General features: G+C 60.7%; 24 protein-coding genes and 2 pseudogenes. 18 read left to right on the top strand and 8 right to left on the bottom strand.

Annotation, left to right across the window (positions count from 1 at the left end):
• Window positions 1-47: 47 nt before the first annotated feature.
• Window positions 48-1,655: a peptide chain release factor 3 gene (locus N4R57_12905; protein UYV35944.1), complete on the bottom strand. Its 1,608-nt coding sequence runs from the start codon at window positions 1,653-1,655 to the stop codon at window positions 48-50.
• 273 nt (window positions 1,656-1,928) lie between these two features.
• Between N4R57_12905 and N4R57_12900 the strand changes: the two genes are divergently transcribed.
• Window positions 1,929-2,282, top strand: a complete 354-nt coding sequence (locus N4R57_12900) for a BrnA antitoxin family protein (protein ID UYV35943.1) — start codon at window positions 1,929-1,931, stop codon at window positions 2,280-2,282.
• Between the two features lie 109 nt (window positions 2,283-2,391).
• Here the strand turns inward: N4R57_12900 and N4R57_12895 are convergent.
• Window positions 2,392-3,403, bottom strand: a pseudogene (locus N4R57_12895) (Hint domain-containing protein).
• A 182-nt stretch (window positions 3,404-3,585) separates the two neighbouring features.
• On the opposite strand from N4R57_12895, the gene N4R57_12890 reads away from it, so the two are divergent.
• The gene (locus N4R57_12890; protein ID UYV35942.1) at window positions 3,586-4,365 is read left to right on the top strand and encodes an SDR family oxidoreductase; all 780 of its coding nucleotides are present in this window, start codon (window positions 3,586-3,588) and stop codon (window positions 4,363-4,365) included.
• Window positions 4,365-5,486, top strand: a complete 1,122-nt coding sequence (locus tag N4R57_12885) for a hypothetical protein (protein UYV35941.1) — start codon at window positions 4,365-4,367, stop codon at window positions 5,484-5,486. Before N4R57_12890 ends, N4R57_12885 begins: the two co-directional genes overlap by 1 nt.
• Window positions 5,487-5,849: 363 nt before the next feature.
• On the opposite strand, the pseudogene N4R57_12880 reads toward N4R57_12885, so the two are convergent.
• The 4 genes and pseudogenes from N4R57_12880 to N4R57_12865 all read right to left on the bottom strand — a co-directional run bounded on the left by N4R57_12880 (window position 5,850) and on the right by N4R57_12865 (window position 8,249).
• Window positions 5,850-6,185 (bottom strand): annotated as a pseudogene (locus N4R57_12880) (YeeE/YedE family protein).
• Window positions 6,186-6,278: 93 nt separating this feature from the next.
• Window positions 6,279-7,337, bottom strand: a complete 1,059-nt coding sequence (locus N4R57_12875) for a YeeE/YedE family protein (protein ID UYV35940.1) — start codon at window positions 7,335-7,337, stop codon at window positions 6,279-6,281.
• Between the two features lie 41 nt (window positions 7,338-7,378).
• Complete coding sequence (locus N4R57_12870; GenBank protein UYV35939.1) at window positions 7,379-7,723, bottom strand: metalloregulator ArsR/SmtB family transcription factor; 345 nt, start codon at window positions 7,721-7,723, stop codon at window positions 7,379-7,381.
• A gap of 115 nt (window positions 7,724-7,838) precedes the next feature.
• Window positions 7,839-8,249 carry a thioredoxin family protein gene (locus N4R57_12865; protein UYV35938.1) on the bottom strand — a complete coding sequence of 137 codons (411 nt, stop codon included), beginning with the start codon at window positions 8,247-8,249 and terminating at the stop codon, window positions 7,839-7,841.
• A gap of 73 nt (window positions 8,250-8,322) precedes the next feature.
• Here N4R57_12865 and N4R57_12860 point away from each other — a divergent pair, with 73 nt between their 5' ends.
• The 11 genes from N4R57_12860 (at window position 8,323) to N4R57_12810 (ending at window position 17,903) form a co-directional block, all read left to right on the top strand.
• Window positions 8,323-9,060 carry a cytochrome c biogenesis protein CcdA gene (locus N4R57_12860; protein ID UYV39575.1) on the top strand — a complete coding sequence of 246 codons (738 nt, stop codon included), beginning with the start codon at window positions 8,323-8,325 and terminating at the stop codon, window positions 9,058-9,060.
• A gap of 97 nt (window positions 9,061-9,157) precedes the next feature.
• Complete coding sequence (locus N4R57_12855) at window positions 9,158-9,721, top strand: thioredoxin family protein (protein ID UYV39574.1); 564 nt, start codon at window positions 9,158-9,160, stop codon at window positions 9,719-9,721.
• A 145-nt stretch (window positions 9,722-9,866) separates the two neighbouring features.
• Entirely contained in the window at window positions 9,867-10,349 is a 483-nt protein-coding gene (soxX, locus tag N4R57_12850) for a sulfur oxidation c-type cytochrome SoxX (protein ID UYV35937.1), read from the top strand.
• Window positions 10,350-10,416: 67 nt separating this feature from the next.
• A complete protein-coding gene (soxY, locus tag N4R57_12845) occupies window positions 10,417-10,836 on the top strand; it encodes a thiosulfate oxidation carrier protein SoxY (protein UYV35936.1) in 420 nt (139 codons plus the stop codon).
• A 30-nt stretch (window positions 10,837-10,866) separates the two neighbouring features.
• Window positions 10,867-11,196 carry a thiosulfate oxidation carrier complex protein SoxZ gene (gene soxZ, locus N4R57_12840; protein UYV35935.1) on the top strand — a complete coding sequence of 110 codons (330 nt, stop codon included), beginning with the start codon at window positions 10,867-10,869 and terminating at the stop codon, window positions 11,194-11,196.
• 82 nt (window positions 11,197-11,278) lie between these two features.
• The gene (soxA, locus tag N4R57_12835; protein ID UYV35934.1) at window positions 11,279-12,130 is read left to right on the top strand and encodes a sulfur oxidation c-type cytochrome SoxA; all 852 of its coding nucleotides are present in this window, start codon (window positions 11,279-11,281) and stop codon (window positions 12,128-12,130) included.
• A gap of 245 nt (window positions 12,131-12,375) precedes the next feature.
• A complete protein-coding gene (gene soxB / locus N4R57_12830; protein ID UYV35933.1) occupies window positions 12,376-14,073 on the top strand; it encodes a thiosulfohydrolase SoxB in 1,698 nt (565 codons plus the stop codon).
• Window positions 14,074-14,204: 131 nt separating this feature from the next.
• Window positions 14,205-14,684, top strand: coding sequence for a hypothetical protein (locus N4R57_12825; GenBank protein UYV35932.1), 480 nt, complete (start codon window positions 14,205-14,207; stop codon window positions 14,682-14,684).
• A 117-nt stretch (window positions 14,685-14,801) separates the two neighbouring features.
• A complete protein-coding gene (soxC, locus tag N4R57_12820; GenBank protein UYV35931.1) occupies window positions 14,802-16,082 on the top strand; it encodes a sulfite dehydrogenase in 1,281 nt (426 codons plus the stop codon).
• A complete protein-coding gene (locus tag N4R57_12815; protein ID UYV35930.1) occupies window positions 16,066-17,151 on the top strand; it encodes a c-type cytochrome in 1,086 nt (361 codons plus the stop codon). Before soxC ends, N4R57_12815 begins: the two co-directional genes overlap by 17 nt.
• A gap of 143 nt (window positions 17,152-17,294) precedes the next feature.
• The gene (locus N4R57_12810; protein UYV35929.1) at window positions 17,295-17,903 is read left to right on the top strand and encodes a thioredoxin family protein; all 609 of its coding nucleotides are present in this window, start codon (window positions 17,295-17,297) and stop codon (window positions 17,901-17,903) included.
• Between the two features lie 79 nt (window positions 17,904-17,982).
• Here N4R57_12810 and N4R57_12805 read toward each other — a convergent pair whose 3' ends face one another.
• A complete protein-coding gene (locus N4R57_12805) occupies window positions 17,983-18,495 on the bottom strand; it encodes an ATP-binding protein (GenBank protein UYV35928.1) in 513 nt (170 codons plus the stop codon).
• A gap of 171 nt (window positions 18,496-18,666) precedes the next feature.
• Window positions 18,667-19,209, bottom strand: a complete 543-nt coding sequence (locus tag N4R57_12800; GenBank protein UYV35927.1) for a cytochrome b — start codon at window positions 19,207-19,209, stop codon at window positions 18,667-18,669.
• A gap of 241 nt (window positions 19,210-19,450) precedes the next feature.
• Here N4R57_12800 and N4R57_12795 point away from each other — a divergent pair, with 241 nt between their 5' ends.
• The 4 genes from N4R57_12795 (at window position 19,451) to N4R57_12780 (ending at window position 23,691) form a co-directional block, all read left to right on the top strand.
• Window positions 19,451-20,077 carry an ATP-dependent Clp protease proteolytic subunit gene (locus tag N4R57_12795; protein ID UYV35926.1) on the top strand — a complete coding sequence of 209 codons (627 nt, stop codon included), beginning with the start codon at window positions 19,451-19,453 and terminating at the stop codon, window positions 20,075-20,077.
• Between the two features lie 162 nt (window positions 20,078-20,239).
• Entirely contained in the window at window positions 20,240-21,517 is a 1,278-nt protein-coding gene (gene clpX / locus N4R57_12790) for an ATP-dependent Clp protease ATP-binding subunit ClpX (protein UYV35925.1), read from the top strand.
• A gap of 4 nt (window positions 21,518-21,521) precedes the next feature.
• Window positions 21,522-21,884, top strand: coding sequence for a RidA family protein (locus N4R57_12785; protein ID UYV35924.1), 363 nt, complete (start codon window positions 21,522-21,524; stop codon window positions 21,882-21,884).
• A 202-nt stretch (window positions 21,885-22,086) separates the two neighbouring features.
• Window positions 22,087-23,691 carry an SMP-30/gluconolactonase/LRE family protein gene (locus N4R57_12780; protein ID UYV35923.1) on the top strand — a complete coding sequence of 535 codons (1,605 nt, stop codon included), beginning with the start codon at window positions 22,087-22,089 and terminating at the stop codon, window positions 23,689-23,691.
• Window positions 23,692-23,703 lie beyond the last annotated feature (12 nt).

The raw sequence follows: 23,703 nt of genomic DNA, 5'->3' as shown, positions 1-23,703 counted from the left end.
GCACGAGGGTTTGGGGCGGCGCAATTGCTGAGTGCGGGGGCGTCGCGTCAGACCATCATCTCCTTGGTGGCGGAGAGGGTGACATCGGGGTAGTCGCGCTCGATCCGGTCGATATCCCATTGCAGGCGGGTCAGGTAGACGATGTCGCCATCATGGTCGTGTGCGATGTGTTGTTTGTTGGAATTCGTAAACTTTTCAACAGGTTGCTTGTCTCCGCTGACCCAGCGGGCGGAGGTGAATTGCGACTGTTCAAAGCGCACGGGCAGGCCGTATTCCATTTCGATCCGGCTGGCGAGCACTTCGAATTGCAGCGCGCCGACGACACCGACGATAAAGCCGGAGCCGATCGACGGTTTGAACACTTTGGCGGCCCCTTCTTCGGCGAATTGCATTAACGCTTTTTCGAGGTGCTTGGCCTTGAGCGGATCGGTGGCGCGGACGGATTGCAGGAGTTCCGGCGCAAAGGAAGGGATGTTTGTAACACGCAAAAGTTCCCCTTCCGTTAACGTATCGCCAATCCGCAGCTGGCCGTGGTTGGGGATGCCGATAATGTCACCGGCCCAAGCCTCTTCGGCCAGCTCACGGTCGGAGGCGAGGAAGAGGACGGGGTTGGAAATGGCCATCGGTTTCTTGGAACGCACATGGGTGAGTTTCATGCCGCGTTTGAAGTGGCCCGAGGCCAGACGGACAAAAGCCACGCGGTCGCGGTGCTTGGGGTCCATGTTGGCCTGAACCTTGAAGACAAAGCCGGAAACCTTTGTTTCTTCGGGAGAAATCTGGCGCGGCTGGGCGGATTGGATTTGCGGTTCGGGGCCGTAAGAGGCGATCCCCTCCATCAATTCCTTGACGCCGAAAGAGTTGATCGCGGAACCAAACCAGATCGGCGTCATATGCCCTTCGATCACGGATTGAGGGTTGAGCGCGGGCAGCAGTTCGCGCGCCATTTCGACCTCTTCCACCAGCTTTTCAAGCAGCTCGGCAGGGACGTGTTCGGCCAGTTTGGGATCGTCCAAGCCTTTGATTTCAATCGTTTCCGCAACGCGGTTCCGGTCGGCGCGATCCATCAGTTCGAGGCGGTCGTTGAGCATGTCGTAACAGCCCATAAAGTCGCGCCCGACGCCAATGGGCCAGCTTGCCGGGGTCACGTCGATGGCAAGCATTTCCTGAATTTCGTCAATGATGTCAAAGGTGTCGCGGCTTTCGCGGTCCATTTTGTTACAAAACGTCAGGATCGGCAGGTCGCGCAGGCGGCAGACTTCGAACAGCTTTTGGGTCTGGCTTTCCACGCCTTTTGCGCCGTCGATTACCATCACCGCCGCGTCGACCGCGGTGAGCGTGCGATAGGTGTCTTCGGAGAAATCCGAGTGACCGGGCGTGTCCACAAGATTGAAGCGGAAGGTTTTGAAATCAAACGACATTGCCGAGGCCGAGACCGAGATACCGCGGTCTTTTTCCATCTGCATAAAGTCGGACCGGGTGCGGCGCGCTTCACCCTTGGCGCGGACCTGTCCGGCCATTTGGATCGCCCCGCCGAAGAGCAGAAATTTCTCGGTCAGGGTCGTCTTGCCAGCATCCGGGTGCGAGATGATCGCAAAGGTGCGGCGACGCGCGATTTCGGGCGGCAATTCGGGGCGGTTTTGTGCGGTATCCAACATGTTGGTGCGTATAAATCGTTTTCCCGACAGGCTCCATCGAGAAAAGCGGCAAAACGTGCGGCAGGCTGTGATGTTGTGGGGGATTTGCATCGTAATCTTAACATTGGTTAACGCCCAAACCGCTTTGGTAAGGAAATTGGCAAAGACGCGAAAAGAGGGGGTGACTCCCGGCTGACATCCGGCTGACTCCCGGCTGCCGTGCGGTGGCGCCGGGAGGCGTTAACCTTTGGGCGCTAAGTGTTGCGATGAGGTTAATCGAAACAGGAGGCCGGCATGGCGATGACGAAACAAGAGGCGCGGGCACGGATGCACCGGGAGTTGCGCGAATTGCAGAGCGATTTGGCGGCGCATTGGTTGGAGCGGTCCTTGCCCGAGGATTGGGCGGGCTTGGACACGCGCGAACCGGTGAAGGTGGTCAAGGACCGGGTGACGATCCGGCTGGACGCGGAAATGGTGCGGTGGTTCCGGCGGCTGGGGCCGGGGTATGGGCAGCGGATCAACCGGGTTCTGAGGATCTATTGGACCGCGCTTTTGGCGGGGCGGATCAAATCGCATTGGGACGAGGAAGAGCTGGCGCCGAATTTCCTGAAGGCGATTGAGATGGCGGCGTCGCAGGAGGAGAACTGAGGCGGCTGGCCCGGAGCAGGTCTGGATAAGACATGGATCGGGGCGAGGCCCGGATAAGACATGGATCGGGGCGAGGTTGGAGCAACCGGTCCCGGCCTAGCGGAGCGCGCTAGCGGGTCGAGGCGCGGCGCAGGAGGGCGGCGGCATCGGGGCGGTCGAGCAGGTTGCCCGAAACCTCGAAATCATGGTGAGACGAATCGTCATGCGTGCGATCCGCCAGAAGCCGCGCGGCGATGTCGCGGGGCAGGGCGGCGTGGGTGCGTTGATCGGCCAGAAGGGTTTCGGCGGCGATGCCTTCGGCAAAGATGATCTGATGGCGGTCAAACAGCAGTTGGAAGTAATCGACAAAGCCGCCGCTCTGAAACTGAATGGAGTCGCCATTGACCAGATGGCGCGCTTTGATCAGCAGTTCCGAGCGCCCGGCGCCAAGCGCATCGCTGCGCTGATAGATGAACAGGCGGTGATCGGGAGAGACCAGCAGATCGCCTTCGTTATGGAGCGCCCCGGCGGCGATGCGCACGGGCGCAAACTCTCCTACAGCGCGTTGGGTGGTTTGACCGATCCAGCGAATCTCTTGCACGCCATCATCGCGGGTCAGGGCCCTTGTCGCCAGCCGCAAGGGTTTCGACCGCACGCTGTTCGCCGGTCGACAGCGTAATATGGGTGCCACGGGTGAACGACACGCAGGCCAGTTGCGCAAGGCGGGAATGGCCTGCGTCGCGGTCAATGCCGACCAGCAGGTAATCGGTTTTCGCCTCGAGCGGCGCCAGCGGCAGGCCGTAGATTTCGGCGATATGCCCGGCCTCGTCGGTTTCGACCAGCACCAGAAGTTCGATCACTTCGCTTGTGCGGGTCATCAGTGTGAGGCAGCAATCAAGCACAACGGTCGCGCCGGGGGTGCCGATGGCGGTGCGCGCGGCGATGGTGAAGTGGCCGTTGTCCCCGGCCATGACCGACAGGCGGCGCGCCTCGGCCCCGACGCGCAGGGCATAGGTGTCTTCGAGTTGAAGCTCGGCCGCATGGGCGAGGGAATCGCCCAAGTTTGCGCCATTCACCACCGTGAGCAAATCCGCGGTGAAAACAGGAAGCGCATGGGCCGGGCGGGTGTCTTGTCGGGTCAAGGGGGGGCTCGCGAGGTGGGTCAAGGGGGGCTGCTCTTTTGGGTTTTATCCACTGTTAGAGCAGGCCTAACTTAGAAATATGGCGGGGCGGGGTCAACGCCCCGGCGATTTTCTGGCAATGCGGGCGCGGTTGGTGGATGATCGCGCCGACATGAGGGATTCGGAAAACGGGAGAATTGAGTATGGATCTGGGACTTGCGGGTAAAAAGGCAGTGGTTTGCGCGTCTTCCAAGGGGTTGGGGCGCGGTTGTGCCGAAGCGCTGGCGGGGGCGGGGGTTGACCTTGTGATGAACGCACGCTCGGAAGGGCCGCTTGCGGCTGCGGCGGAGGAGATTGCGGAGCGTCACGGGGTGACTGTGGTGCCGGTGGCCGCCGATATCACCACCGAGGACGGCCGCGCGGCGGTGCTTGAGGCGGCGGGGGCGGTCGATATCCTTGTCAACAACGCGGGCGGGCCACCTCCGGGGATGTGGTACGATTGGGAGCGCGAGGATTTCATCAAGGCGCTGGATGCCAATATGCTGGCGCCGATTGCGATGATGAAGGCGCTTTTGCCGGGCATGATGGACCGCGGATGGGGCCGGGTGGTGAACATCACCTCGCAGTCGGTGAAAGCGCCGATTGGCGTTTTGGGCTTGTCGAATTCGGCGCGTGCGGGGCTGACCGGCTATGTGGCGGGCACGGCGCGGCAGGTGGCCGGATCGGGTGTGACGATCAACAATCTGCTGCCGGGCATTCACGCGACGGACCGGGCGATTTCGCTTGATACCAAGGTGACCAAGGAACAGGGGATCACGATGGAGGAGGCGATTGCCGCGCGGTGCAAGAACATCCCGGCGGGGCGCTATGGCACGGCCGAAGAGTTCGGCGCGGCCTGTGCGTTTCTGTGTTCGGTTCATGCCGGGTTCATCGTTGGTCAGAACCTGTTGCTGGATGGTGGCGGCGTGAACGCGACGCTCTGATGGCCAAGGGATTTTCTCTGGCGGATCAGCTGTTTAACCCAGAAAAGCTCGGCTATTTGGCCGGGCTTTTTGCGTCGGCGGTGCCGGGGTTCGAGCGTGTGGCGTTCGAGCGGGAGGTGCTGTCGCGGCTGGGCGAACTTGAGCTGAAGGCGCGGATTGATTGGATCGCGGAGTGCCTTGATCGGGCGCTGCCGGGCGCGTTTGAGCCGCTGGCCGAGGCGATCGTGGCGGCGTTGCCGGCGCCGTGTGATCCGACGCTGAGCGATGATGATTTCGGTGATTTCATCTTTGCGCCCTTGGGAGAGTTGGTGGTGCGCCGGGGGATCGACGCGCCGGAGCGGAGCCTTGATGTGTTGGAAGAGGTGACGCAGCGGTTCTCGATGGAATATGCGATCCGCCCGTTTTTGAACGCTTGCGAGGATGCGGTGTTTGACCGGCTGGAAGGCTGGAGCAGGCACCCGCATTACCACGTGCGCCGTTTGGTGAGCGAGGGGACGCGGCCCAAGCTGCCTTGGGGTAAGAAGATCAACGCCGATCCGGCGCGGGCGCTGGGGCTGCTCGATGTGCTGCATGCGGATGGCACGCGGTTTGTAACGCGCTCGGTGGCGAACCATATGAATGATCTGAGCCGGATGATGCCCGGCGTGGTGATGGACCGGCTTGAGGCATGGGGCGCGGCGGGCAAACAGAACGCGCGGGAATTGGCGTGGATGCGCAAACACGCGCTGCGCACGCTGGTCAAACAAGGCGATGCGCGGGCGATGGCGATGCTTGGCTATCGCGCCGATGCGCCGGTCACGCTCAAGACGCTGACGCTTGATCGCGCCCGCGTGCCGGTGGGCGAGCAGATCACCTTTGAGGTGACGTTGAGCGCGGCGGAGCGCACGCCGGTGCTGGTGGATTACCTGCTTGAGTTTCACCGCGGTCAAGCGCTTGCGCCGCGCCGCAAGGTGATGAAGCTGGGTCAGGGGGTGGTCGACCCCGGCAAACCCTTAAGGTTCACCAAACGCTACCGCATCCCGCGCGATGCCACGACGGTCAAGATCGTGCCCGGCCCGCATCGGGTGAGTATTCAGGTCAATGGTCAGGTCTTGGGTGGAATTGATTTCGAGGTGGTTTAACGCCCCCCGAAAAGCGGCTCCCACCCAAGCCAGTGTCGGCGTGCAAAGGCAAGGTTAGCGCGGCCCACCCCTGCCGCTTTTCGGGGGGGCGAAAATTGGTCTGGGTGGGGCGTGGGTTGAGGCGCCGTGCATGGGTGTTTCTGGTAGGGAAGGGGGGCGTGCACGCAAAGAGTGATAGGTGTCTGTCTTGATCTAAATACCCATTTTCACAACGCTGATCCAAAATGCCACGTGCAAGGTTTGGGCGCATCCCTCGCGGTTGTACAAAGGCCGAGCGAAGCGAGGCCCCCCGGCGGCGCGCGCAGCGCGGCGCAATACCTAATCATTGTGTGCCGCCCAAAGCTCTGCGCGATGTCTTTGCGATTATTCCGCCGGTTGAAACCTTTCGATCAACTGGCGCAGACCCAAGGCGGCCCCGGCGAAGATCGACAGGAAGGTGACGGGGGGCCGAGAAACTGGGGCCGAGAAACTGAGCACGGAGAATACCGAAAGCCCTTGGCCCACCGTGCAGCCCATGGCCAGAACTGCGCCGTCTCCCATGAGCGCCGCGCTGAGGATCTGGTGGCGCAGCGCGCGGGGGTCGTCGCAAGCTTCCCGGCGGAAGTGGCCTTTGATCAGGAAGCTGTCGCATGCGTAAAGCACAATGCTGGCGATTGAGCGGACCACGAAACCGGGCGCATCCCTAGCGGTTGCACTAAGGCTGAGCGAAGCGAGGCTCCCGGCGACGCGCGCAGCGCGGCGCAATACCTAATCATTGCGCGCCGCCCGAAGCTCTGCGCGATGTCTTTGCGGTTATTCTGCCGGTTGAAACCCTTCGATCAACTGACGCAGTCCCAACGCGGCCCCGGCGAAGATCGACAAGAAGGTGATGGGGGCCGAGAAACTGAGCACGGAGAACGCCGAGAGCCCTTGGCCCACCGTGCAGCCCATGGCCAGCACTGCGCCGCCGCCCATGAGCGCCGCGCCGAGGATCTGGCGGCGCAGCTCGAGGGGGTCTTCGCAGGCTTCCCAGCGGAAGTGGCCTTTGATCAGGGAACCGACAAAGGCGCCGAGCACGACGCCGGCGATCGAGCCGACCGCGAAGCTGGGCGCGCGGGCCGATGAGGTCATCGTATAGAGCAGCGTTTCCCCCACCGGGGCCGCGAAGGAATGCGACACCACCGGCAGCGCCGTAAAGCCATGCGCCGCGACATAGGCCGACCCCGCCCAGCCGGACGTGATCGCGAGGCCGACCATCACCGCCCAAAAGACCGAGGCGGGCTGCGACAGGAATGTCCGCGACGCCAGAGCGCCCAGCGTGAGGGCCAGCCCGATGCCGATGCCAAGCCAAGTGAGCGGCCCCCCCGTCCAATGGGCCAGCATATGCACAATGCCGGGGGGCAGATCATCGGTGACGCCTTGTTGCGGGAACGCCCAGGCGCGCAGGCCGGCGAGCGGCCCGTTCAGCACCACATAGGCCGACACCCCCATCACCAGCACGATCACAAACGCCCGCAAATCGCCGCCGCCGAGCCGCGCAATCGCGCCGAAGCCGCAATTGCCCGACAGCGCCATGCCATAGCCAAACGCCAGCCCTCCGAGGATAGAGGCCAGCGGCATCCAGCGGATCGAGAGATAATAGCTGTCTTGCGGGTCCAGCCAGCCGATATGGGTCAGGCCAAAGGCACCGATCACCGCCACGCCGATGGCCAGCACCCACATGCGCATCCGAACAGAAGAGCCGCCATAGAGCAGGTCTTCGATTGCGCCCATGGTGCAAAACCGTCCAATCCGCGCCGCGAGCCCAAGCACCACGCCGCCCAAAGCGCCAAACAACGCCACGAGGCCGGTATCGCCGATCAGGTCAAGCATAGCGCGTTTCGGTCCTCCCCCACCGTTAGCGCCGGGGGCGGTTAATCCCCGTCGTCAGTTTCGCAGAACAGTTCGTAGACCAATTCAAGCATCCGCTTGGGCCGGTCATCTGCCAGCCGGTAATAGATCGCCTTGCCATCGCGGCGCGGAATCACCAGCCCTTCGAGGCGCAGCCGCGAGAGTTGTTGCGACACCGCCGCTTGCCGCGCCGAGAGCAGGTCTTCGAGTTCGGTCACTGATTTTTCGCCGGAGACGAGGTGGCAGAGGATCATCAACCGCCCTTCGTGGCTCACGGTTTTCAGGAAATTCGAGGCAGCGGTCGCGTTGGAGACAAAGCGATCCATTTCATCGTCGCTGAGGTCTTTGCTGAATACGGGAAGGGCCATGGTCGTGTGCGTCCTGTTAAAAACATGCCGGGTCGCGGTTGGCTAAGGCAGGGTGTTGGCGTTTAGAGGTCTATAACGGCTGTGTGCGGTCTTTGGAAGGTGCTGCGCTGCGGCATCATCCGTTTGTCGGCGCGTTTGCAACATAGTCGGTTTTGTCCTGCAGCAGCATATCGAGCAGCCCCCAGAAGAAGTCTTCGCCCGGGTAGCCTTGGATCCGGCCCAGTTCCACCCCGTCTTCGACGAGGATGAAGGTCGGCGTATAGACCGCTTTGCGCGCAAAGCGCAGGTCGGCCGGCACCGGGTCGTCGATGTCGATCACCCTGAGCGGGGCAAAGGCCCCTTCGGGCGTTTTGGCATAGATCGGCCCGATCACCTTGTGCCATTCGCGGCAATAGGCGCAGCCTTGTTGTTCGACCATCACCAGTTCAGCCGCGCTTGCGAAAGGCGCGATTGTGGCCCAGAACACGAGCGACGCAGATATGAGCAGGCGGTGGAACATCGGGCACCCGATTGACAATTTCATCATCTCACATAATCTGAATATGTGAATGCTTCAAGGGAGGCCCAAGTGAAACCCGGCAAGGGGTGGGGCGCGAAACATCATGGATATTACCTTTTTGGGCGCTCTTCTAGCCGGTTTTGTGGCGTTTTTCACGCCCTGCATCCTGCCGATGGTGCCATTTTACCTGAGCTACATGGCGGGAATCAGCATGGCCGAGCTGCGCGGCGATGGCGAGATCGCCCCCGGCGCGGCGAAACGGCTGGTGATTTCGGCCATCATGTTCGCCTTGGGGGTCACAACGATTTTCATGCTGATGGGCATGGGAGCGACCGCGCTGGGCCAGACGTTTATCCAGTGGAAAGAGGTGTTGTCCTATGTGGCGGCGGCGGTGATTTTCGTCTTTGGCCTGCATTTCCTTGGGGTGATCCGCATCGGGTTCTTGATGCGTGAGGCCCGGATGGAGAGCAAGGCGGACCCAAGCACCGTGTTTGGCGCTTATGCCATGGGCTTGGCGTTCGGATTTGGCTGGACCGCCTGTGTCGGGCCGGTTCTGGCGACGATCCTGATGATGGCGAGCGGCATGGGCGACATCGTGCAGGGCGCGTTGTTGTTGGCGGTGTTCGGGCTGGGCATGACCGCGCCATTCGTTGTGGCGGCGGTGTTTGCGCGGCCGTTTTTGACGTGGTTGCAGAAGCATCGCGCCAAGATGGCCTATGTGGAAAAGGCGATGGGCGTGATGTTGATCGTTTTCGCGTTGCTGATCGCGACGGGGAGTGTGAACGTGATTTCGAATTGGATGATCGAGGTGTTCCCGAGTTTCACCACGTTGGGGTGAGGTTGGGCCCGCTGTGATCTGGGTTTGATCGGGCTGTAACCCGGTTGGAAGAGGCAAGAGGAGAGGCGAGATGAGACGGATTTTGACGGTTCTGGGGATGGTCATTGGCCTTGCGACCAGCACGGGCGCTGTGCAGGCGGCGGAGCTGGGGGATGACGGGCTGCACAAGACCGAATGGATGCGCGACACCTTCAAGGATTTGCGTGACGATCTGGCCGAGGCGAATGCCGAGGGCAAGCGGCTGGTGGTGTTCATCGAGCAGCGCGGCTGTATTTATTGCACCAAGATGCACAAGGAGATCTATCCCCGCCCGGAGATCAGCCAATACATCAAAGACAACTTCTTTGTGGTGCAGATGAACCTGCATGGTGACGATACGGCGGTTGATTTTGACGGTCAGGAGGCGGCGCAATCCGACCTGATGCGCAAATGGGGGATTCTGTTCACGCCGACGGTGATGTTCTTTCCCGAGGAGGTGCCAGAGGGCAAAGCCGCCAATATGGCCACCGTGGCCGTGATGCCCGGAGCCTTTGGCGCGCAGACGACGCTTGATATGTTTGTCTGGGTTAATGAGAAACGCTATGCGCTTGACAACGGAGAGGATTTCCAACGCTATCATGCAAGAATGATTAAGGAGCGTCAGGAAAAGGCCGGTGAGTGAGCAAGAAAATTGCGCGCGCGGCGGGTTGGGGGATAGCATCGGAAAATTCAGTTTTATGAATTTGTTGTTGCGCCGGACGTGAAACACAGACTAAAACCAACAGACAAAGCACCCGTAGCCAAAAACGGAAGCGAAGGGAGGAGAAATGAGGTTGACGACATTAAAGCACCTCGTGGCAGTGGCCACAGTGTTGGGAGCCGGGGCCGCAATGGCGGCCGAGGTTGCCCCCAAGGATGTAAAGTTCAACGACAGCGCGGTAGAGGCATCGCTGACCGGGGTCGCGGGCGACGCGGCCACAGGTCAGAAAGTCTATGCATCGAAAAAGCTGGGAAACTGCGTGGCGTGCCACGAGATCAGCTCGGTTGATGCGGCGTTTCCGGGCAATGTCGGACCCAGTCTTGATGGGGTGGCGGACCGCTGGAGCGAGGCGGAGCTGCGCGGTATTCTGGTGAATTCGAAGATGACCTTTGAGGACACGGTGATGCCGGCCTATTACAAGGTTGACGGCTTTATCCGACCGGGCAAGGCCTATACCGGGAAAGCGGCGGACGACACGTTTGCCCCGCTTTTGACAGGTCAGCAGATCGAAGATTTGGTCGCGTTCCTAGGGACGTTGAAAGAAGAGTAATGACGCGCGCGCCCAACCGGCGCGACGCGTTTGCGAAACACGTAAAGTTTGAACCAAGGAGAAAGAGATGAGTTTCTCACGACGCGATACGCTGGCGCTGGGTGCTGGTGCTGTTGCCCTCACAATTTTGCCGATGGGCGCGCGCGCCTCGGCGGCGGATGAAGCGATTGCTGCCTTTACCGGCGGTGCAGATGTGGGCGAGGGCGGTGTCACGCTGACCGCGCCCGAGATCGCAGAGAACGGCAACACAGTGCCGATTTCGGTGGATGCGGCCGGGGCGTCGGCGATCCTTGTGATCGCCTCTGGCAACCCGAACCCGAATGTGGCCACCTTTAATTTCGGTGAGCTGGCGGGCAGCCAGTCGGCATCGACGCGCATCCGTTTGGCGGGCACGCAAGAGGTGATGGCCGTGGCCAAGATGGGCGATGGCAGCTTCAAGAAAGCAACCCAGACCGTGAAGGTCACCATTGGCGGCTGCGGCGGCTAAGGCGAGAGCGAAAAGCGAGGAGATAGAGATATGGCAGCTGGTGTCAAACCCCGCGTGAAAGCGCCCAAGAAAGCCGAAGCCGGTGAAACGGTCACGCTGAAAACCCTGATCAGCCACAAGATGGAATCGGGGCTGCGCAAGGGCAAGGACGGGGCCCTTATCCCGCGCTCGATCATCAACCGGTTTACATGCGAGTTTAACGGCAAGATGGTGATCGACGTGACGATGGAACCGTCGATTTCGACCAACCCGTATTTTGAATTTGAAGCCGTTGTCCCGGAAGCGGGCGATTTCAAGTTCACATGGTATGATGATGACGGGTCGGTTTACGATACAACAAAGTCGGTCGCGGTCGGCTAAGGCCGGGCTGATACCTTGACCCGTCCCCAAGAGGGGCGGGCGGGGGTGCCAGCAATAAGGCCAGCATTAGGGAGGATACCGAATGAATTTCAAGACAGTGTCGATTGCCGCTGTGATCGCCGTTGCGATGCCGATCATGGGCGCCGCCGATCCGGATGATGGCAAGCTGGTCATCAACGGCGAGATCGAGATGGTCACCACGACCAAAGCGCCCGCGCATCTTAGTGACGCGCTGGACACGATCTATTCCGGTTGGCATTTCCGCTCGAAAGAGACGCAGAAGATGGAAGCCGATGATTTCGACAACCCCGGCATGATCTTTGCCGAGCAGGGGGCCGATATCTGGAACACCGCCGAGGGCAGCGCCGGGAAATCCTGTGCTGATTGTCACGGCGCGCCCGACCAGATGGCCGGTGTGAAAGCGGTTTACCCGAAATATGTCGAAGCCGCGGGCGAGGTGCGCACGCTGCAGATGCAGGTCAATGATTGCCGGGTGAACCGGATGGGCGCCGAGGCGTGGAAGACCGACAAGGGTGGTTCATTGAACATCGAGGCGCTGTTGGCCAGCGTGTCGCGCGGATTGCCGGTGAATGTCGCGATCGACGGCCCGGCCAAGGCGACATGGGAAAAGGGTAAGGAAATTTACTATACCCGTTACGGTCAGCTGCAGCTGAGCTGTGCGTCCTGCCATGAAGACAACTATGGCAATATGATCCGCGCCGATCACCTGTCACAGGGTCAGATCAACGGCTTTCCGACCTATCGGTTGAAGAACACCAAGCTGAACGGATCGCATTCGCGCTTTAAGGGCTGTATCCGCGACACGCGGGCGCAAACATTCAACCCCGGTAGCCCGGAGTTCATTGCGCTTGAGCTTTATGTGGCGAGCCGTGGCAATGGTTTGTCGGTTGAAGGCCCGTCGGTGCGCAACTGATCTTGAGCGTCGGGCCGCTTGGGCGGTCCGGGGCTTTGCGCAGGGAGTATCCGCAGCGCTGGACAGCAGCGGGTGGGCAGCCCTTTGCATTGCAGGAAAGTGGCGGGGGGAGAGCCCTCCGCACCAGAGGAAAGTGGCGGGGGGCAGCCCCCGCGCCCCCGAGGTATTTTCAAACAGAAGAAGAGTTGGGGGCATCGCGGTTTCATTTGCGGTGCTTTGACCCCTCCCGTGTCAGGAGTTGAGAGATGATTTCGCGGCGTGATTTTTTGCAGGTGTCGATGGCGGCCTCTGCGTTGTTGGGTTCGAGTGGCTTTGGCAATTGGGCGCGTTTGGCGGCGCAGCAGAGCCTTAGTCAGGATCAATTGCTGGAGTTCGATACCTTCGGCAATGTGTCGCTGATCCATGTGACCGATATTCACGGGCAGCTTAAGCCGATTTATTTCCGCGAGCCTGAGATCAACCTTGGGGTTGGGGTCGCCAAGGGGCAGATGCCGCATGTGACCGGAGCGGAGTTTCGGGCCGCTTATGGGATCGAGGATGGCAGCTCGGCGGCTTATGCGCTGAGCTATGAGGATTTTGCGTCGCTCGCCAAGGGCTATGGCCGGGTTGGGGGCATGGACCGGGTGGCGACGGTGGTGAAGGCCATTCGGGCCGACCGGCCGGATGCGTTGCTGCTGGATGGGGGCGACACATGGCACGGGTCATATACCTGTCATCACACCCAAGGGCAGGACATGGTGAATGTGATGAACGCGCTGACGCCTGATGCGATGACGTTCCATTGGGAATTCACGCTCGGGTCGGAGCGGGTTCAGGAGATTGTCGAGGGGTTGCCCTTTGCCGCCTTGGGGCAGAACATTTTTGATGCCGAGTGGGATGAGCCGGCTGAGTTGTTCAAGCCATACAATTTTTTCGAGCGTGGCGGCGTGAAGGTGGCCGTGATCGGGCAGGCGTTCCCGTATATGCCGATTGCCAATCCGCGCTGGATGTTCCCCGAATACAGTTTTGGTATTCGTGACGCGAACATGCAGGCGATGGTGGATGAGGTGCGCGCGGCGGGGGCCGAGCTTGTTGTGTGTCTGTCCCATAACGGGTTTGACGTGGACAAGAAGATGGCGAGCCGGGTGAAGGGCATTGATGTGATCCTGAGCGGGCACACCCATGATGCGCTGCCCGAGCCGGTGCAGGTGGGGCAGACGTTTATCATTGCCTCCGGGTCGAACGGCAAGTTCGTGAGCCGTATTGATCTGGATGTGCGCGACGGCAAGATGATGGGCATTCGCCACAAGCTGATCCCGGTTTTTGCCGATGTCATCACGCCGGATGCGGAGATGACAAAGGTGATCGAGGTTCAGCGCGCGCCGCATGAAGAGAAGCTGCGCGAGGTGATCGGGAGCACGGATGAGGTGCTTTACCGGCGCGGGAATTTCAACGGGACGTGGGATGATCTGATCTGTAACGCGCTGATTTCCGAGCGTGAGGCGGATATTGCGATGAGCCCCGGCGTGCGCTGGGGGCCGAGCCTGTTGCCCGGTGACGAGATCACCCGCGAGGATATATGGAACGTCACCTCGATGAGTTACGGCGAGGCGTATCGCACCGAAATGACCGGTGAGTTTATCCATGTGATCCTTGAAGATGTGGCCGACAACCTGTTCAACCCGGACCCGTATTACCAGCAAGGCGGGGACATGGTGCGGATCGGCGGCATGGGCTATCGCATTGATGTGACCAAGCCGCAGGGCGAGCGGATCACCGATATGACCCTGCTCAAGACCGGCGAGGCGATTGATCCGGCGAAGTCCTATGTTGTGGCGGGATGGGCCAGTGTGAACGAGGGCACCGAGGGGCCGCAGATCTGGGACGTGGTGGAAAGCCATGTGCGCAAGGTTGGCACTGTGACGCTTGATCCGAACACTTCGGTTCAGGTGGTGGGCGGATAGGCCGCGCCGCCTTTTGGCCGAGAATTGACGCAACGCCATATGCAGGGCAAAATACCCGGCATGTGGCGTTCGCTTTTCGGCATATTTTTGGTCGGGTCGGTCGCGGTGGGACCGATGGCGACAGGACCGCGATGGCGGGGGATGTTTTGACCCGCGCCGACCTTTTGCCCGAGACCTTTGGCGCGGAGCGGTGTTTTGCGCGCAGCTATGACACGGCGCATCTGAAGAAGCACCCGGACCAGCGGGTGACGGATATGGCGCTCTATCTGGATTATCGCAAGTTCGAGGGCTTTGACGACCCGATTTTCGGGTTTTCCGTTGCGGTCAAGCGGCGCGGCGATCCGCGCACCGGCACCAACGGCGGCATCTGCAATGACGTGGAAAACGGTGTGACCTGTCAGATTGATTGCGATGGCGGCGGGATTTTGCTGCGCAAGAGCCGGACGCCGGGGGCGGTGCTGGTGGATATGACGACGATCTGGGGGCTGGCATTGATGTCTTGCGGTGAGGACGGGGCCGAGATGGAGCCTTTGACCGCGGGCAAGGATGACAAGGTTTTCCGGCTGGATGCGGCGGAGCTGTCGGCCTGTGACGCGGCGCGGGGCGATTAAAACGCGGCGCGCGCGAAAATCGGCAAATTTTTTCATTCATAAGCGTGAATATATGTTCACTCGCTCGCTCAAATTCAATAGAGTGAATTTGTAGCGATCGGCGGGAGGCAGAATCGAATGACGGTGAGTTTTAAGGGGCAAAAACCCTCGCGGCGGACCTTTTTGAAGGGTGCGGCGGCGGGTGGTGTGGCCTTGGCGGGCGCAGGAGCGGGCGCAGGTGGCGCACGGGCGGCGGGTGATCCGCTGATCACTGAAGTGCAGCCGTGGAACAGCGAATTGGGCGACGGGGTTGATGTTTCGCCCTATGGCAGCCCGTCGAAATTTGAAGCGCATGTGAAGCGGCGCACTGTTGATTGGCTGACCGCTGATCCGGTGAGTTCGATCAACTTTACCCCGCTGCACGAGATGGACGGGATCATCACGCCCAACGGCCTGTGTTTTGAGCGCCACCACGGTGGCACGGCGCATATTGATCCGGCGGACCACCGTTTGATGATCAACGGGCTGGTGGAAAAGCAGTTGGTTTTCACCATGCAGGACCTGATGCGGTTCCCGCGTGAGAACCATGTCTACTTCCTTGAATGTGCGGCGAATTCCGGGATGGAATGGCGCGGGGCACAGTTGAATGGCTGTCAGTTTACGCACGGTATGATCCATAACGTGATGTATACCGGCGTGAAGCTGCGCGATCTGCTGAACGAGGCCGGGGTCAAGCCCGAGGGCAAGTGGCTGTTGGCGGAGGGCGCGGATTCGAGCGCGATGACGCGGTCGATCCCGATGGAAAAGGCGTTGGATGACTGTCTGATCGCTTGGAAGATGAACGGCGAGGCGTTGCGCCCCGAACAGGGGTATCCGGTGCGGTTGGTTGTGCCGGGCTGGGAAGGCAACATGTGGGTCAAATGGCTGCGCCGTCTCGAAGTGGGGGACCAGCCGTGGCACCACCGCGAAGAGACCAGCAAATACACCGATCTGTTGGCGGACGGCAAAGCGCGGCGGTTCACATGGGAGATGGACGCGAAATCGGTCATCACCAACCCGAGCCCGCAATCTCCGATCACCCATGGCAAGGGGCCGACCGTTTTGACCGGCGTGGCATGGAGCGGGCGGGGCACGATCCCGCGCGTGGATGTGACGATTGACGGCGGCATGAACTGGCACAAGGCGCGGATGTCGGGGCCGAGTTTGGATAAATCCATGCATCGGTTCTATTTCGAGTTCGATTGGGATGGGAAACCATTGTTGTTGCAAAGCCGGGCGCATGACAGCACCGGCTATGTGCAGCCGACCAAGAACGAGTTGCGCAAATTCCGCGGGACCAATTCGATTTACCACAACAATGGCATTCAGACATGGGCGGTCAACGCCAATGGGGAGGCGGAAAATGTCGAGATTTCTTAAGGCGCTGTCCGCCGTTGTTATTGTCGGCGCAAGCGTCTCTGCAGCCGATGCCGACACGCTTGGGCTTGGGCGTGTGGCGTTGCCTGAGGAGGTGACGGCGTGGGATATTGATGTGCGCCCGGATGGCATGGGCTTGCCCGAAGGCCGCGGCAATGTCGCCGATGGCGAGGAGATTTTCGCCGAGAAATGCGCCGTGTGTCATGGTGATTTCGGCGAAGGGGTTGATCGCTGGCCGGTGTTGGCCGGGGGGCAGGGCACGCTGAGCGATATGCGGCCGGTCAAGACGATCGGGTCATACTGGCCGTATCTGAGCACCGTTTGGGATTACGTGCATCGCGCGATGCCCTTTGGCGAGGCGCAGAGCCTGAGCAATGACGAGGTCTATGCGATCACCGCCTATCTGCTTTATGTCAACGACTTGGTGGATGATGATTTCGAGCTGTCCAAAGCCAATTTCGCGGCGCAGAAGCTGCCCAATGAGGCGGCGTTTTACATGGATGACCGGGCCAAGGTGGGCGGCGAGCTTGCCTCGTTTAACAAGCCGGACGTTTGCATGGAAAACTGCAAACCGGCGGTTGAGATCACGGCGCGCGCGGCGGTGATTGATGTAACGCCCGATGATGCGGCGGCGCGCAAGGCGCGTGAGGAGGCGGCGGTAAAGCCCGAACCAGCGGCAGAGGCACCGAAGGTGGCCCCGGCTGTTGAACCGGCGGCTGAACCGGCGGCCCCAAAGGAGGCGGCGCTGGACCCTGAAATGGTCACAGCCGGGAAGAAAGTGTTCAAGAAGTGCAAGGCCTGTCATCAGGTGGGCGAGGGTGCCAAGAACCGCACCGGGCCGATTTTGAACGGTGTGATGGGCTCAAAATTCGCACAGGTCGAGGGGTTCAAATACTCCAAGACGATCCAAGCGATGGCAGAGGACGGCATGGTTTGGGACGAGGCGAATATGACCGAGTTTTTGACCAAGCCACGGAAATTCATCAAGAAAACCAAGATGAGTTTTGCCGGATTGAAGAAAGACAAGGAGATCGAGGCGGTGATTGCTTATCTCAAGTCGATTGAGAAGTAGCGCCCTGAGAGGTTGAGCCTGCGTGGCTTTGACATAGGTGGTTAACCAGTAAGCCGGGCGCGCGAGAGCACGCCCGGTTTTGTTATTTTGAGCATTCGCCAGATGGGCGTAGGATGGGGCAGGAGAAACCGGGAGGAGAGACCATGCCGACACGACGCGAGATGATGGCGATGGGCGCGGCTTTGGCGTCGCTTGGACCTGTGGTTGGCCCAGTAGAGGGGCGGGCGGCGGAGCTGGGGGATGACGGGATGCACAAGCAGCCGTGGTTCACCGATAGTTTTCTGGAGCTGGGTGATGACCTTGCCACGGCGGCTGGGCAGGGGCGGCATTTGATGATCCTGTTTGAGCAGAACGGCTGTCCGTATTGCCGCGAGCTGCACCGCGTGAATTTTGCGCGGGCCGAGATTGTTGAGATGATCAAGGCGAATTTCGATGTGATCCAGTTGAATATGTTCGGCTCTCGCGAGGTGTTGGATTTTGACGGGCAGGCGTTGGAGGAGAAGGCCTTGGCCGAGAAGTGGGGGGTGAATTTCACCCCGACCACGTTGATTTTCCATCAAAAAAATGTCGGGGCCAAGGATCGGGCGGCGGCGGAGACGTTTCGTTTGCCGGGGTATTTGAAGCCGTTTCATTACCTGAGCTCGCTTGAATATGTTGAGAGCGGGGCGTTTGAGGGTGAGAGTTTCCAGCGCTATTTGCAGGGCAAGTTTGAGGCGCTGAGGGCGCAGGGGATCGACCCGGACGTTTGGTGAGCCGACCCACGGGGGCGACGGGTGGAGCGACGGGTGGCGCGACGGGGCTGTTTGCCTGAGGGAGGGGTGCGTGCGGCGGTTAGCTGGGAGCGGGATCGGGGGCGTGGCGCGTTACGCGGAAACCTTCGTCTGCGGAGGGCGGCGTGATGTGGCCGCAGAGCCGGTCGAATTGCGCATCGGTGAGCGTGAAGGGATGCGCACCGCTGGCGTTGCGGGCGCGCAGACGGGCGAGGCAGGTGTCGCGCGGCGTGGCGAGGTGGTGCAGTTCAACGCGCGCACCGGCGCGTGTGGCGACAGAGCGCCAAGCCGCGCGGGTTTCGGGCGTATTGGCGGGAAAGTCGAGCACCACCGAAAGCCCCGCGCCAAGCAGGGTTTCGACTTGCGGCGCCATGACGCTGTGTAGTTTCGCGGCGCAGCGTTGGTAGTCGGAGAGGTCCGATAGCTGGTCGTCAAACAGCGCGGAGAGCCAGTGATCTTCGCTGATTCTGAGGCAGGCGGGGGCAGAGGCAAGTCTTTGGGAAAGCGTGGATTTCCCGGCGCCGGGCAGGCCGAAGAGCAGGTGGAGCGTGGGGGGGTGATTGGCGGTTGGCATGGGGGGTGTCCCTTGTGACGGTACAGGCGGCATTGAATAACAATCGTCCCGGCCTGATGGATCAGGCCGGGCGGGTAATTCGATGCAGCAGTGTTGTGTCACGACAGGTCATGCCCGGTGACGTGCCACGCAAGTGGCGGGATGTCCACCGGGCGGGCCGTCGCGCCGCCGTCAGCCGGCCATGCGACGCAGGACGGAATCACGCTTGATAATCTGGTGCCAGCCGACCGCCATAACGATATGGCCGACCACGAGCAGCGCCAGCACCCAGCCGAGTTCGCCGTGCCATTCCGAGGGCGCCTGCATCCACGCAGTTTCAGCCGTCTTTGGCGCGAAGATTTCGAGGCCGAGATAGCTCAGCCCACGGGTGCTGCCCGCCGCCGCGAGCAGACGCGTGCCCGGCACGATGATCATCAGCGCATAGAGCGCGATATGTCCGGCGGTGGCGGCCATGCCCATGAGCCCGGCTTCGGCAGAGGGGCGGCGTTTGAGGTTCATCAGGCCCCAGACGCCACGCAGCAGCACCAGCAGAAAGAGCGTCACGCCAAGCGGCGTATGGATGCCCCAGAGGACCTCTCGCACAGCATTTTCGCGCGGCAGGAAGAAATGGGCGGCGGCGGAAATGAATTGTGCCAGAAACAGCGCAGCCATTCCCCAGTGCAGGGCGCGGGAAACAGAACCGTAACGCTCGGGGGTGTCGTGAAGGGCAGGCATGGGAACTCCGTTTAATAAGTTGCTGTGATGACCGGTGATACGGTGCGGCGTGATTTTTCCGTCGCGCATATGGCAGATTATCTGTGAAGGAACAGCCCGGATTTCAGCGACAACACGCGGATTTGATTTGGCCAAAAGACGCGAATTTTTCGCGCGCCCTTGCAGCCCCTTGAGCGCATGACTAAGACTCCGTTAGCAGTTTCAAGTTAATCATCCATGAGACAACCCGAGGCAGGACCAGATGAAAGACCCGTTGGACGTATATATGAACACGCTCGTGCCCATGGTGGTGGAGCAGACCAGCCGCGGTGAGCGGGCCTATGACATCTTTTCGCGCTTGTTGAAGGAGCGGATTATTTTCCTGAACGGGCCAGTGCATGACGGCATGTCGAGCCTGATCGTGGCGCAGCTGCTTCATCTTGAGGCGGAGAACCCGAGCAAAGAGATTTCGATGTACATCAACTCGCCCGGTGGCGTGGTGACCAGCGGGCTGTCGATTTACGACACGATGCAATATATCAAGCCCAAGGTATCGACGCTGGTGATTGGCCAAGCGGCGAGCATGGGGTCGCTGTTGTTGACCGCGGGCGAGGCGGGCATGCGCTTCTCGCTTCCCAACAGCCGGATCATGGTTCACCAGCCGAGCGGCGGCTATCAGGGGCAGGCGACGGATATCATGATCCACGCCGAAGAGACGCTGAAGCTTAAGAAACGGTTGAACGAGATTTATGTGCGTCACACCGGGCGCAAGTTGAAGGAAGTTGAGAACGCGCTGGAGCGGGACAACTTTATGGACCCCAAAGAAGCCAAGGATTGGGGTTTGATCGACGAGATCGTTGAAAGCCGTGCCAAAGGCGACGACGAGTAAAAGAATTTGGCCCGCGAGCGAACTGCGCTGACAGAAATGCGTTGCGGGCCACGTTTTGAGATTGTGACCAGCCTAGGCTTGGCCTAGAGTTGGACCCCAAGACGGGGATGCGCCGCGCCCAGCGGTGGTAACCAAGTGAACGACGGGCCCGAAAGGACGATCATGTCAACGAATTCCGGCAACGGTGACAGCAAGAATACGCTTTATTGCAGCTTTTGTGGCAAGAGCCAGCATGAGGTGCGAAAGTTGATTGCCGGACCGACTGTGTTCATCTGTGATGAATGCGTCGAACTCTGCATGGATATCATCCGCGAAGAGACCAAGAATGCCGGGCTGAAATCCAGCGAGGGCGTGCCGACGCCGATGGATATTTGCGAGGTTCTGGACGATTATGTGATCGGGCAGGCGATGGCCAAGCGGGTTTTGTCGGTCGCGGTTCACAACCACTATAAGCGGCTTAACCACAGTCAAAAGGGCTCGGACATCGAGTTGGCGAAATCCAACATCCTGCTGATCGGCCCGACGGGTTGCGGCAAGACGTTGCTGGCGCAGACGCTGGCGCGGATTTTGGATGTGCCGTTTACCATGGCGGATGCGACCACGCTGACCGAAGCCGGCTATGTCGGGGAAGACGTCGAGAACATCATCCTCAAGCTGTTGCAGTCGAGCGAATACAATGTCGATCGCGCGCAGCGTGGCATCGTTTATATTGATGAAGTCGACAAGATCACCCGTAAGAGCGAAAACCCCTCGATCACCCGCGATGTGAGCGGCGAGGGTGTGCAGCAGGCGTTGCTCAAGCTGATGGAAGGCACCGTTGCCAGCGTGCCGCCGCAGGGCGGGCGCAAACATCCGCAGCAGGAATTCCTTCAGGTTGATACGACCAACATTCTGTTCATCTGTGGCGGGGCGTTTGCCGGGCTTGACCGGATCATCGCGCAGCGCGGCAAGGGCAGTGCAATGGGCTTTGGTGCCGATGTGCGCGACGAAGATGCGCGCGGCGTGGGCGAAGTGTTCAAGGACCTTGAGCCGGAAGATCTGTTGAAATTCGGGTTGATCCCGGAATTTGTCGGCCGTTTGCCGGTGATTGCGACGCTGGAAGATCTGGACGAGGATGCGCTTGTGACCATCCTGACCGCGCCGAAAAACGCGCTGGTCAAGCAGTACCAGCGTCTGTTCGAGCTGGAAGATGCCAAGCTGACCTTTACCGATGATGCGCTGAGCGCGATTGCCAAGCGGGCGATTGAACGCAAGACCGGCGCGCGCGGGTTGCGCTCGATCCTTGAAGATGTGCTGCTCGACACGATGTTTGACCTGCCGGGCATGGAGAACGTCGAAGAGGTTGTGGTCAATGAAGAGGCCGTGAACCACGACGAGGCCAAGCCGTTGATCATCTATGCCGATGCGGCGAAAGCCAAAGAAGGCGCGAGCGCAGGGTAAGCACATGGCCGAGGCAATCAAAAGGATCGCCTCGGGCGGTGAATTTGAAGGCAAAGTTGGTTATTGTCGCGCCGTCGTGGCCGGCGGGTTCGTGCATGTTGCGGGCACCGTGGGCGAGGGCGAAGGCGCGGCAGAGCAATGCCGCGCGGCGCTTGATATCATTGGCCGGGCATTGAAGGACGCGGGCAGCGGCTTTGAAAAGGTGGTGCGGGTGGTGTATTACCTGCCGGACCGTGCGGAGTTTGAACCCTGTTGGCCGATATTGCGGGACACCTTCGGGGAGAACCCGCCCGCCGCGACAATGCTTGAGTGCGGTTTGATCGACCCGAAATACCGGATCGAGATCGAAGTGACCGCGCTGCTCTGAGCGGCGCAAGTTTTATCGACAGTTTTGGCAACCCGTTCGGACCTTCTTCCGGGCGGGTTTTTCATTGCGTGGCGGCAAAGTGCATTTGACGTAACGTAATGCTGAGGTTGGGTCATGTGCCGGGCGTAGGCTTGGGCATGTTCGGACGGGAGGCCGGACATAGGTTTTTCAGATTTGACATTCATGGGAGGAGAGACTGCAAATGACAGGTGTATTGAAACGGGCGGCATCCGTGGTGGCGATTTGCGCCGGGATGGCCGGGGCCGCATGGGCCGACGGTTACAAGGTTGAGACCGTGGTGCCGGGATCGGATTTTCACGGGGTTCATGGCCTTGGGGTCGGCCCTGATGGGGCGCTGTTTGCCGGGAGCGTGATCGGGCTTGAGCTTTACCGCGTGGATCAGGGCAGCGGCGATGTATCGGTAGAGATACCGGCGCCGCATGGCATGGCGGATGACATTGCCTTTGCGCCCGATGGCACGATGGCCTGGACCGGGTTTTTGACCGGCGAGGTGTTCGCGCGGGCGCCGGGGGGCGAGGTTGTGAAGCTGGCCGAAGGGCTGCCGGGGGTCAATTCGCTGGCGTATCGCGCCGATGGGCGGCTTTATGCGACGCAGGTTTTCCTAGGCGATGCTCTGTATGAGATCGACACGGCGGGCAAGGCTGCACCGCGCAAGATCATCGAAGGCATGGGCGGGTTGAACGGGTTCCAATTCGGGCCCGACGACAAGCTTTATGGGCCGCTTTGGTTCAAAGGGCAGGTGGCGCGCGTGGACGTGGACAGCGGTGCGATTGAGGTGATTGCCGACGGGTTCAAAGTGCCCGCGGCGGTGAACCTTGATAGCAAAAACAACATTTGGGTGGTCGATACCGCGTTGGGCCATCTGGTGCGGCTTGACCCGGATGGGAGCAATCGCAAGGTGGTGGCAGAGCTGTCGACCTCGCTCGATAACCTTGCGATTGACAGTAAGGACCAGATTTTCGTGTCGAACATGGCCGATAATGGCGTGCAGCAGATCGACCCGGCGACCGGTAAGGTGCGCCAGATCGTCAAGGGCACATTGTCGATGCCCGGTGGGCTGGCTCTGGTTGAAGAGGGGGGCAAGGAGACGCTGTACCTTGGAGATCTGTTCGCCTTTCGCAGCATTGATACGGCCAGTGGCAAGGTGACGGACCATGGGCGGATGCAGGCCGATCACATCGAATACCCGATCAGCGCGCGCGCCAACAACGAGCATGTGATCCTGTCGAGCTGGTTCACCGGGACGGTGCAGGTGATGGACCGCAAAACCGGCCATTCGAAGCGCATGCTGCACGGGTTTGCCGCACCTTATGACGCGGTAGAGCTGGCGGATGGCAGCCTGCTGGTGTTGGAGGTTGCAACCGGGCAGCTGACCCGCGTGACCGGCGAAGAGGGCAAGACCCGCGAGGCGGTGACCGGCGGGCTGGTGCTGCCTGTGGGCATGGTTCTGGACGGGCAGGACGCGGTTTACATCACTGAGGCTGGAACCGGGAGCGTGGCGCGCATCACCCTTGCTGATGGGAAGAAAACCGTTGTGGCAGAGGGGCTTGTCATGCCTGAAGGGATCGACATGGCGCCCGATGGGCGGCTGATCGTGGCCGAGGTCGGCAAGCAGCAGGTTGTGGCGATTGACCCGGCCACGGGCAAGGCCGAGGTTCTGGCGTCGGGCCTGTCGATCGGGATGCCAGCCGCGGCGGGCACACCGCCGACGGGGATTCCACCGGCGTTGCCGTGGGCAAGGACGGGGTGGTCTATGTCACCACCGACCTCGACAATGCGATTGTGAAACTGCTGCCGC

This window comes from Rhodobacteraceae bacterium D3-12, assembly GCA_025916135.1.
In the GTDB taxonomy this organism is placed as follows: Bacteria; Pseudomonadota; Alphaproteobacteria; order Rhodobacterales; family Rhodobacteraceae; genus JAKGBX01.
Note: the sequence above shows the minus strand (reverse complement) of the source record. Positions and strands in the feature narration are given on the sequence as shown.

Excerpts from the sequence above, each read along its gene's own strand:
- N4R57_12800 (UYV35927.1), bottom strand. The coding sequence starts at position 19,209 with ATGCCTGCCCTTCACGACACCCCCGAGCGTTACGGTTCTGTTTCCCGC.
- N4R57_12885 (UYV35941.1), top strand. The coding sequence starts at position 4,365 with ATGGCCAAGGGATTTTCTCTGGCGGATCAGCTGTTTAACCCAGAAAAG.
- N4R57_12780 (UYV35923.1), top strand. The coding sequence starts at position 22,087 with ATGACAGGTGTATTGAAACGGGCGGCATCCGTGGTGGCGATTTGCGCC.
- N4R57_12900 (UYV35943.1), top strand. The coding sequence starts at position 1,929 with ATGGCGATGACGAAACAAGAGGCGCGGGCACGGATGCACCGGGAGTTG.
- N4R57_12785 (UYV35924.1), top strand. The coding sequence starts at position 21,522 with ATGGCCGAGGCAATCAAAAGGATCGCCTCGGGCGGTGAATTTGAAGGC.
- soxY (UYV35936.1), top strand. The coding sequence starts at position 10,417 with ATGAGTTTCTCACGACGCGATACGCTGGCGCTGGGTGCTGGTGCTGTT.
- N4R57_12795 (UYV35926.1), top strand. The coding sequence starts at position 19,451 with ATGAAAGACCCGTTGGACGTATATATGAACACGCTCGTGCCCATGGTG.
- soxA (UYV35934.1), top strand. The coding sequence starts at position 11,279 with ATGAATTTCAAGACAGTGTCGATTGCCGCTGTGATCGCCGTTGCGATG.
- clpX (UYV35925.1), top strand. The coding sequence starts at position 20,240 with ATGTCAACGAATTCCGGCAACGGTGACAGCAAGAATACGCTTTATTGC.
- N4R57_12890 (UYV35942.1), top strand. The coding sequence starts at position 3,586 with ATGGATCTGGGACTTGCGGGTAAAAAGGCAGTGGTTTGCGCGTCTTCC.
- N4R57_12815 (UYV35930.1), top strand. The coding sequence starts at position 16,066 with ATGTCGAGATTTCTTAAGGCGCTGTCCGCCGTTGTTATTGTCGGCGCA.
- N4R57_12870 (UYV35939.1), bottom strand. The coding sequence starts at position 7,723 with ATGGCCCTTCCCGTATTCAGCAAAGACCTCAGCGACGATGAAATGGAT.
- soxC (UYV35931.1), top strand. The coding sequence starts at position 14,802 with ATGACGGTGAGTTTTAAGGGGCAAAAACCCTCGCGGCGGACCTTTTTG.
- N4R57_12855 (UYV39574.1), top strand. The coding sequence starts at position 9,158 with ATGGTCATTGGCCTTGCGACCAGCACGGGCGCTGTGCAGGCGGCGGAG.
- N4R57_12865 (UYV35938.1), bottom strand. The coding sequence starts at position 8,249 with ATGATGAAATTGTCAATCGGGTGCCCGATGTTCCACCGCCTGCTCATA.
- N4R57_12810 (UYV35929.1), top strand. The coding sequence starts at position 17,295 with ATGCCGACACGACGCGAGATGATGGCGATGGGCGCGGCTTTGGCGTCG.
- N4R57_12805 (UYV35928.1), bottom strand. The coding sequence starts at position 18,495 with ATGCCAACCGCCAATCACCCCCCCACGCTCCACCTGCTCTTCGGCCTG.
- N4R57_12825 (UYV35932.1), top strand. The coding sequence starts at position 14,205 with ATGGCGGGGGATGTTTTGACCCGCGCCGACCTTTTGCCCGAGACCTTT.
- soxX (UYV35937.1), top strand. The coding sequence starts at position 9,867 with ATGAGGTTGACGACATTAAAGCACCTCGTGGCAGTGGCCACAGTGTTG.
- N4R57_12875 (UYV35940.1), bottom strand. The coding sequence starts at position 7,337 with ATGCTTGACCTGATCGGCGATACCGGCCTCGTGGCGTTGTTTGGCGCT.
- soxZ (UYV35935.1), top strand. The coding sequence starts at position 10,867 with ATGGCAGCTGGTGTCAAACCCCGCGTGAAAGCGCCCAAGAAAGCCGAA.
- soxB (UYV35933.1), top strand. The coding sequence starts at position 12,376 with ATGATTTCGCGGCGTGATTTTTTGCAGGTGTCGATGGCGGCCTCTGCG.
- N4R57_12905 (UYV35944.1), bottom strand. The coding sequence starts at position 1,655 with ATGTTGGATACCGCACAAAACCGCCCCGAATTGCCGCCCGAAATCGCG.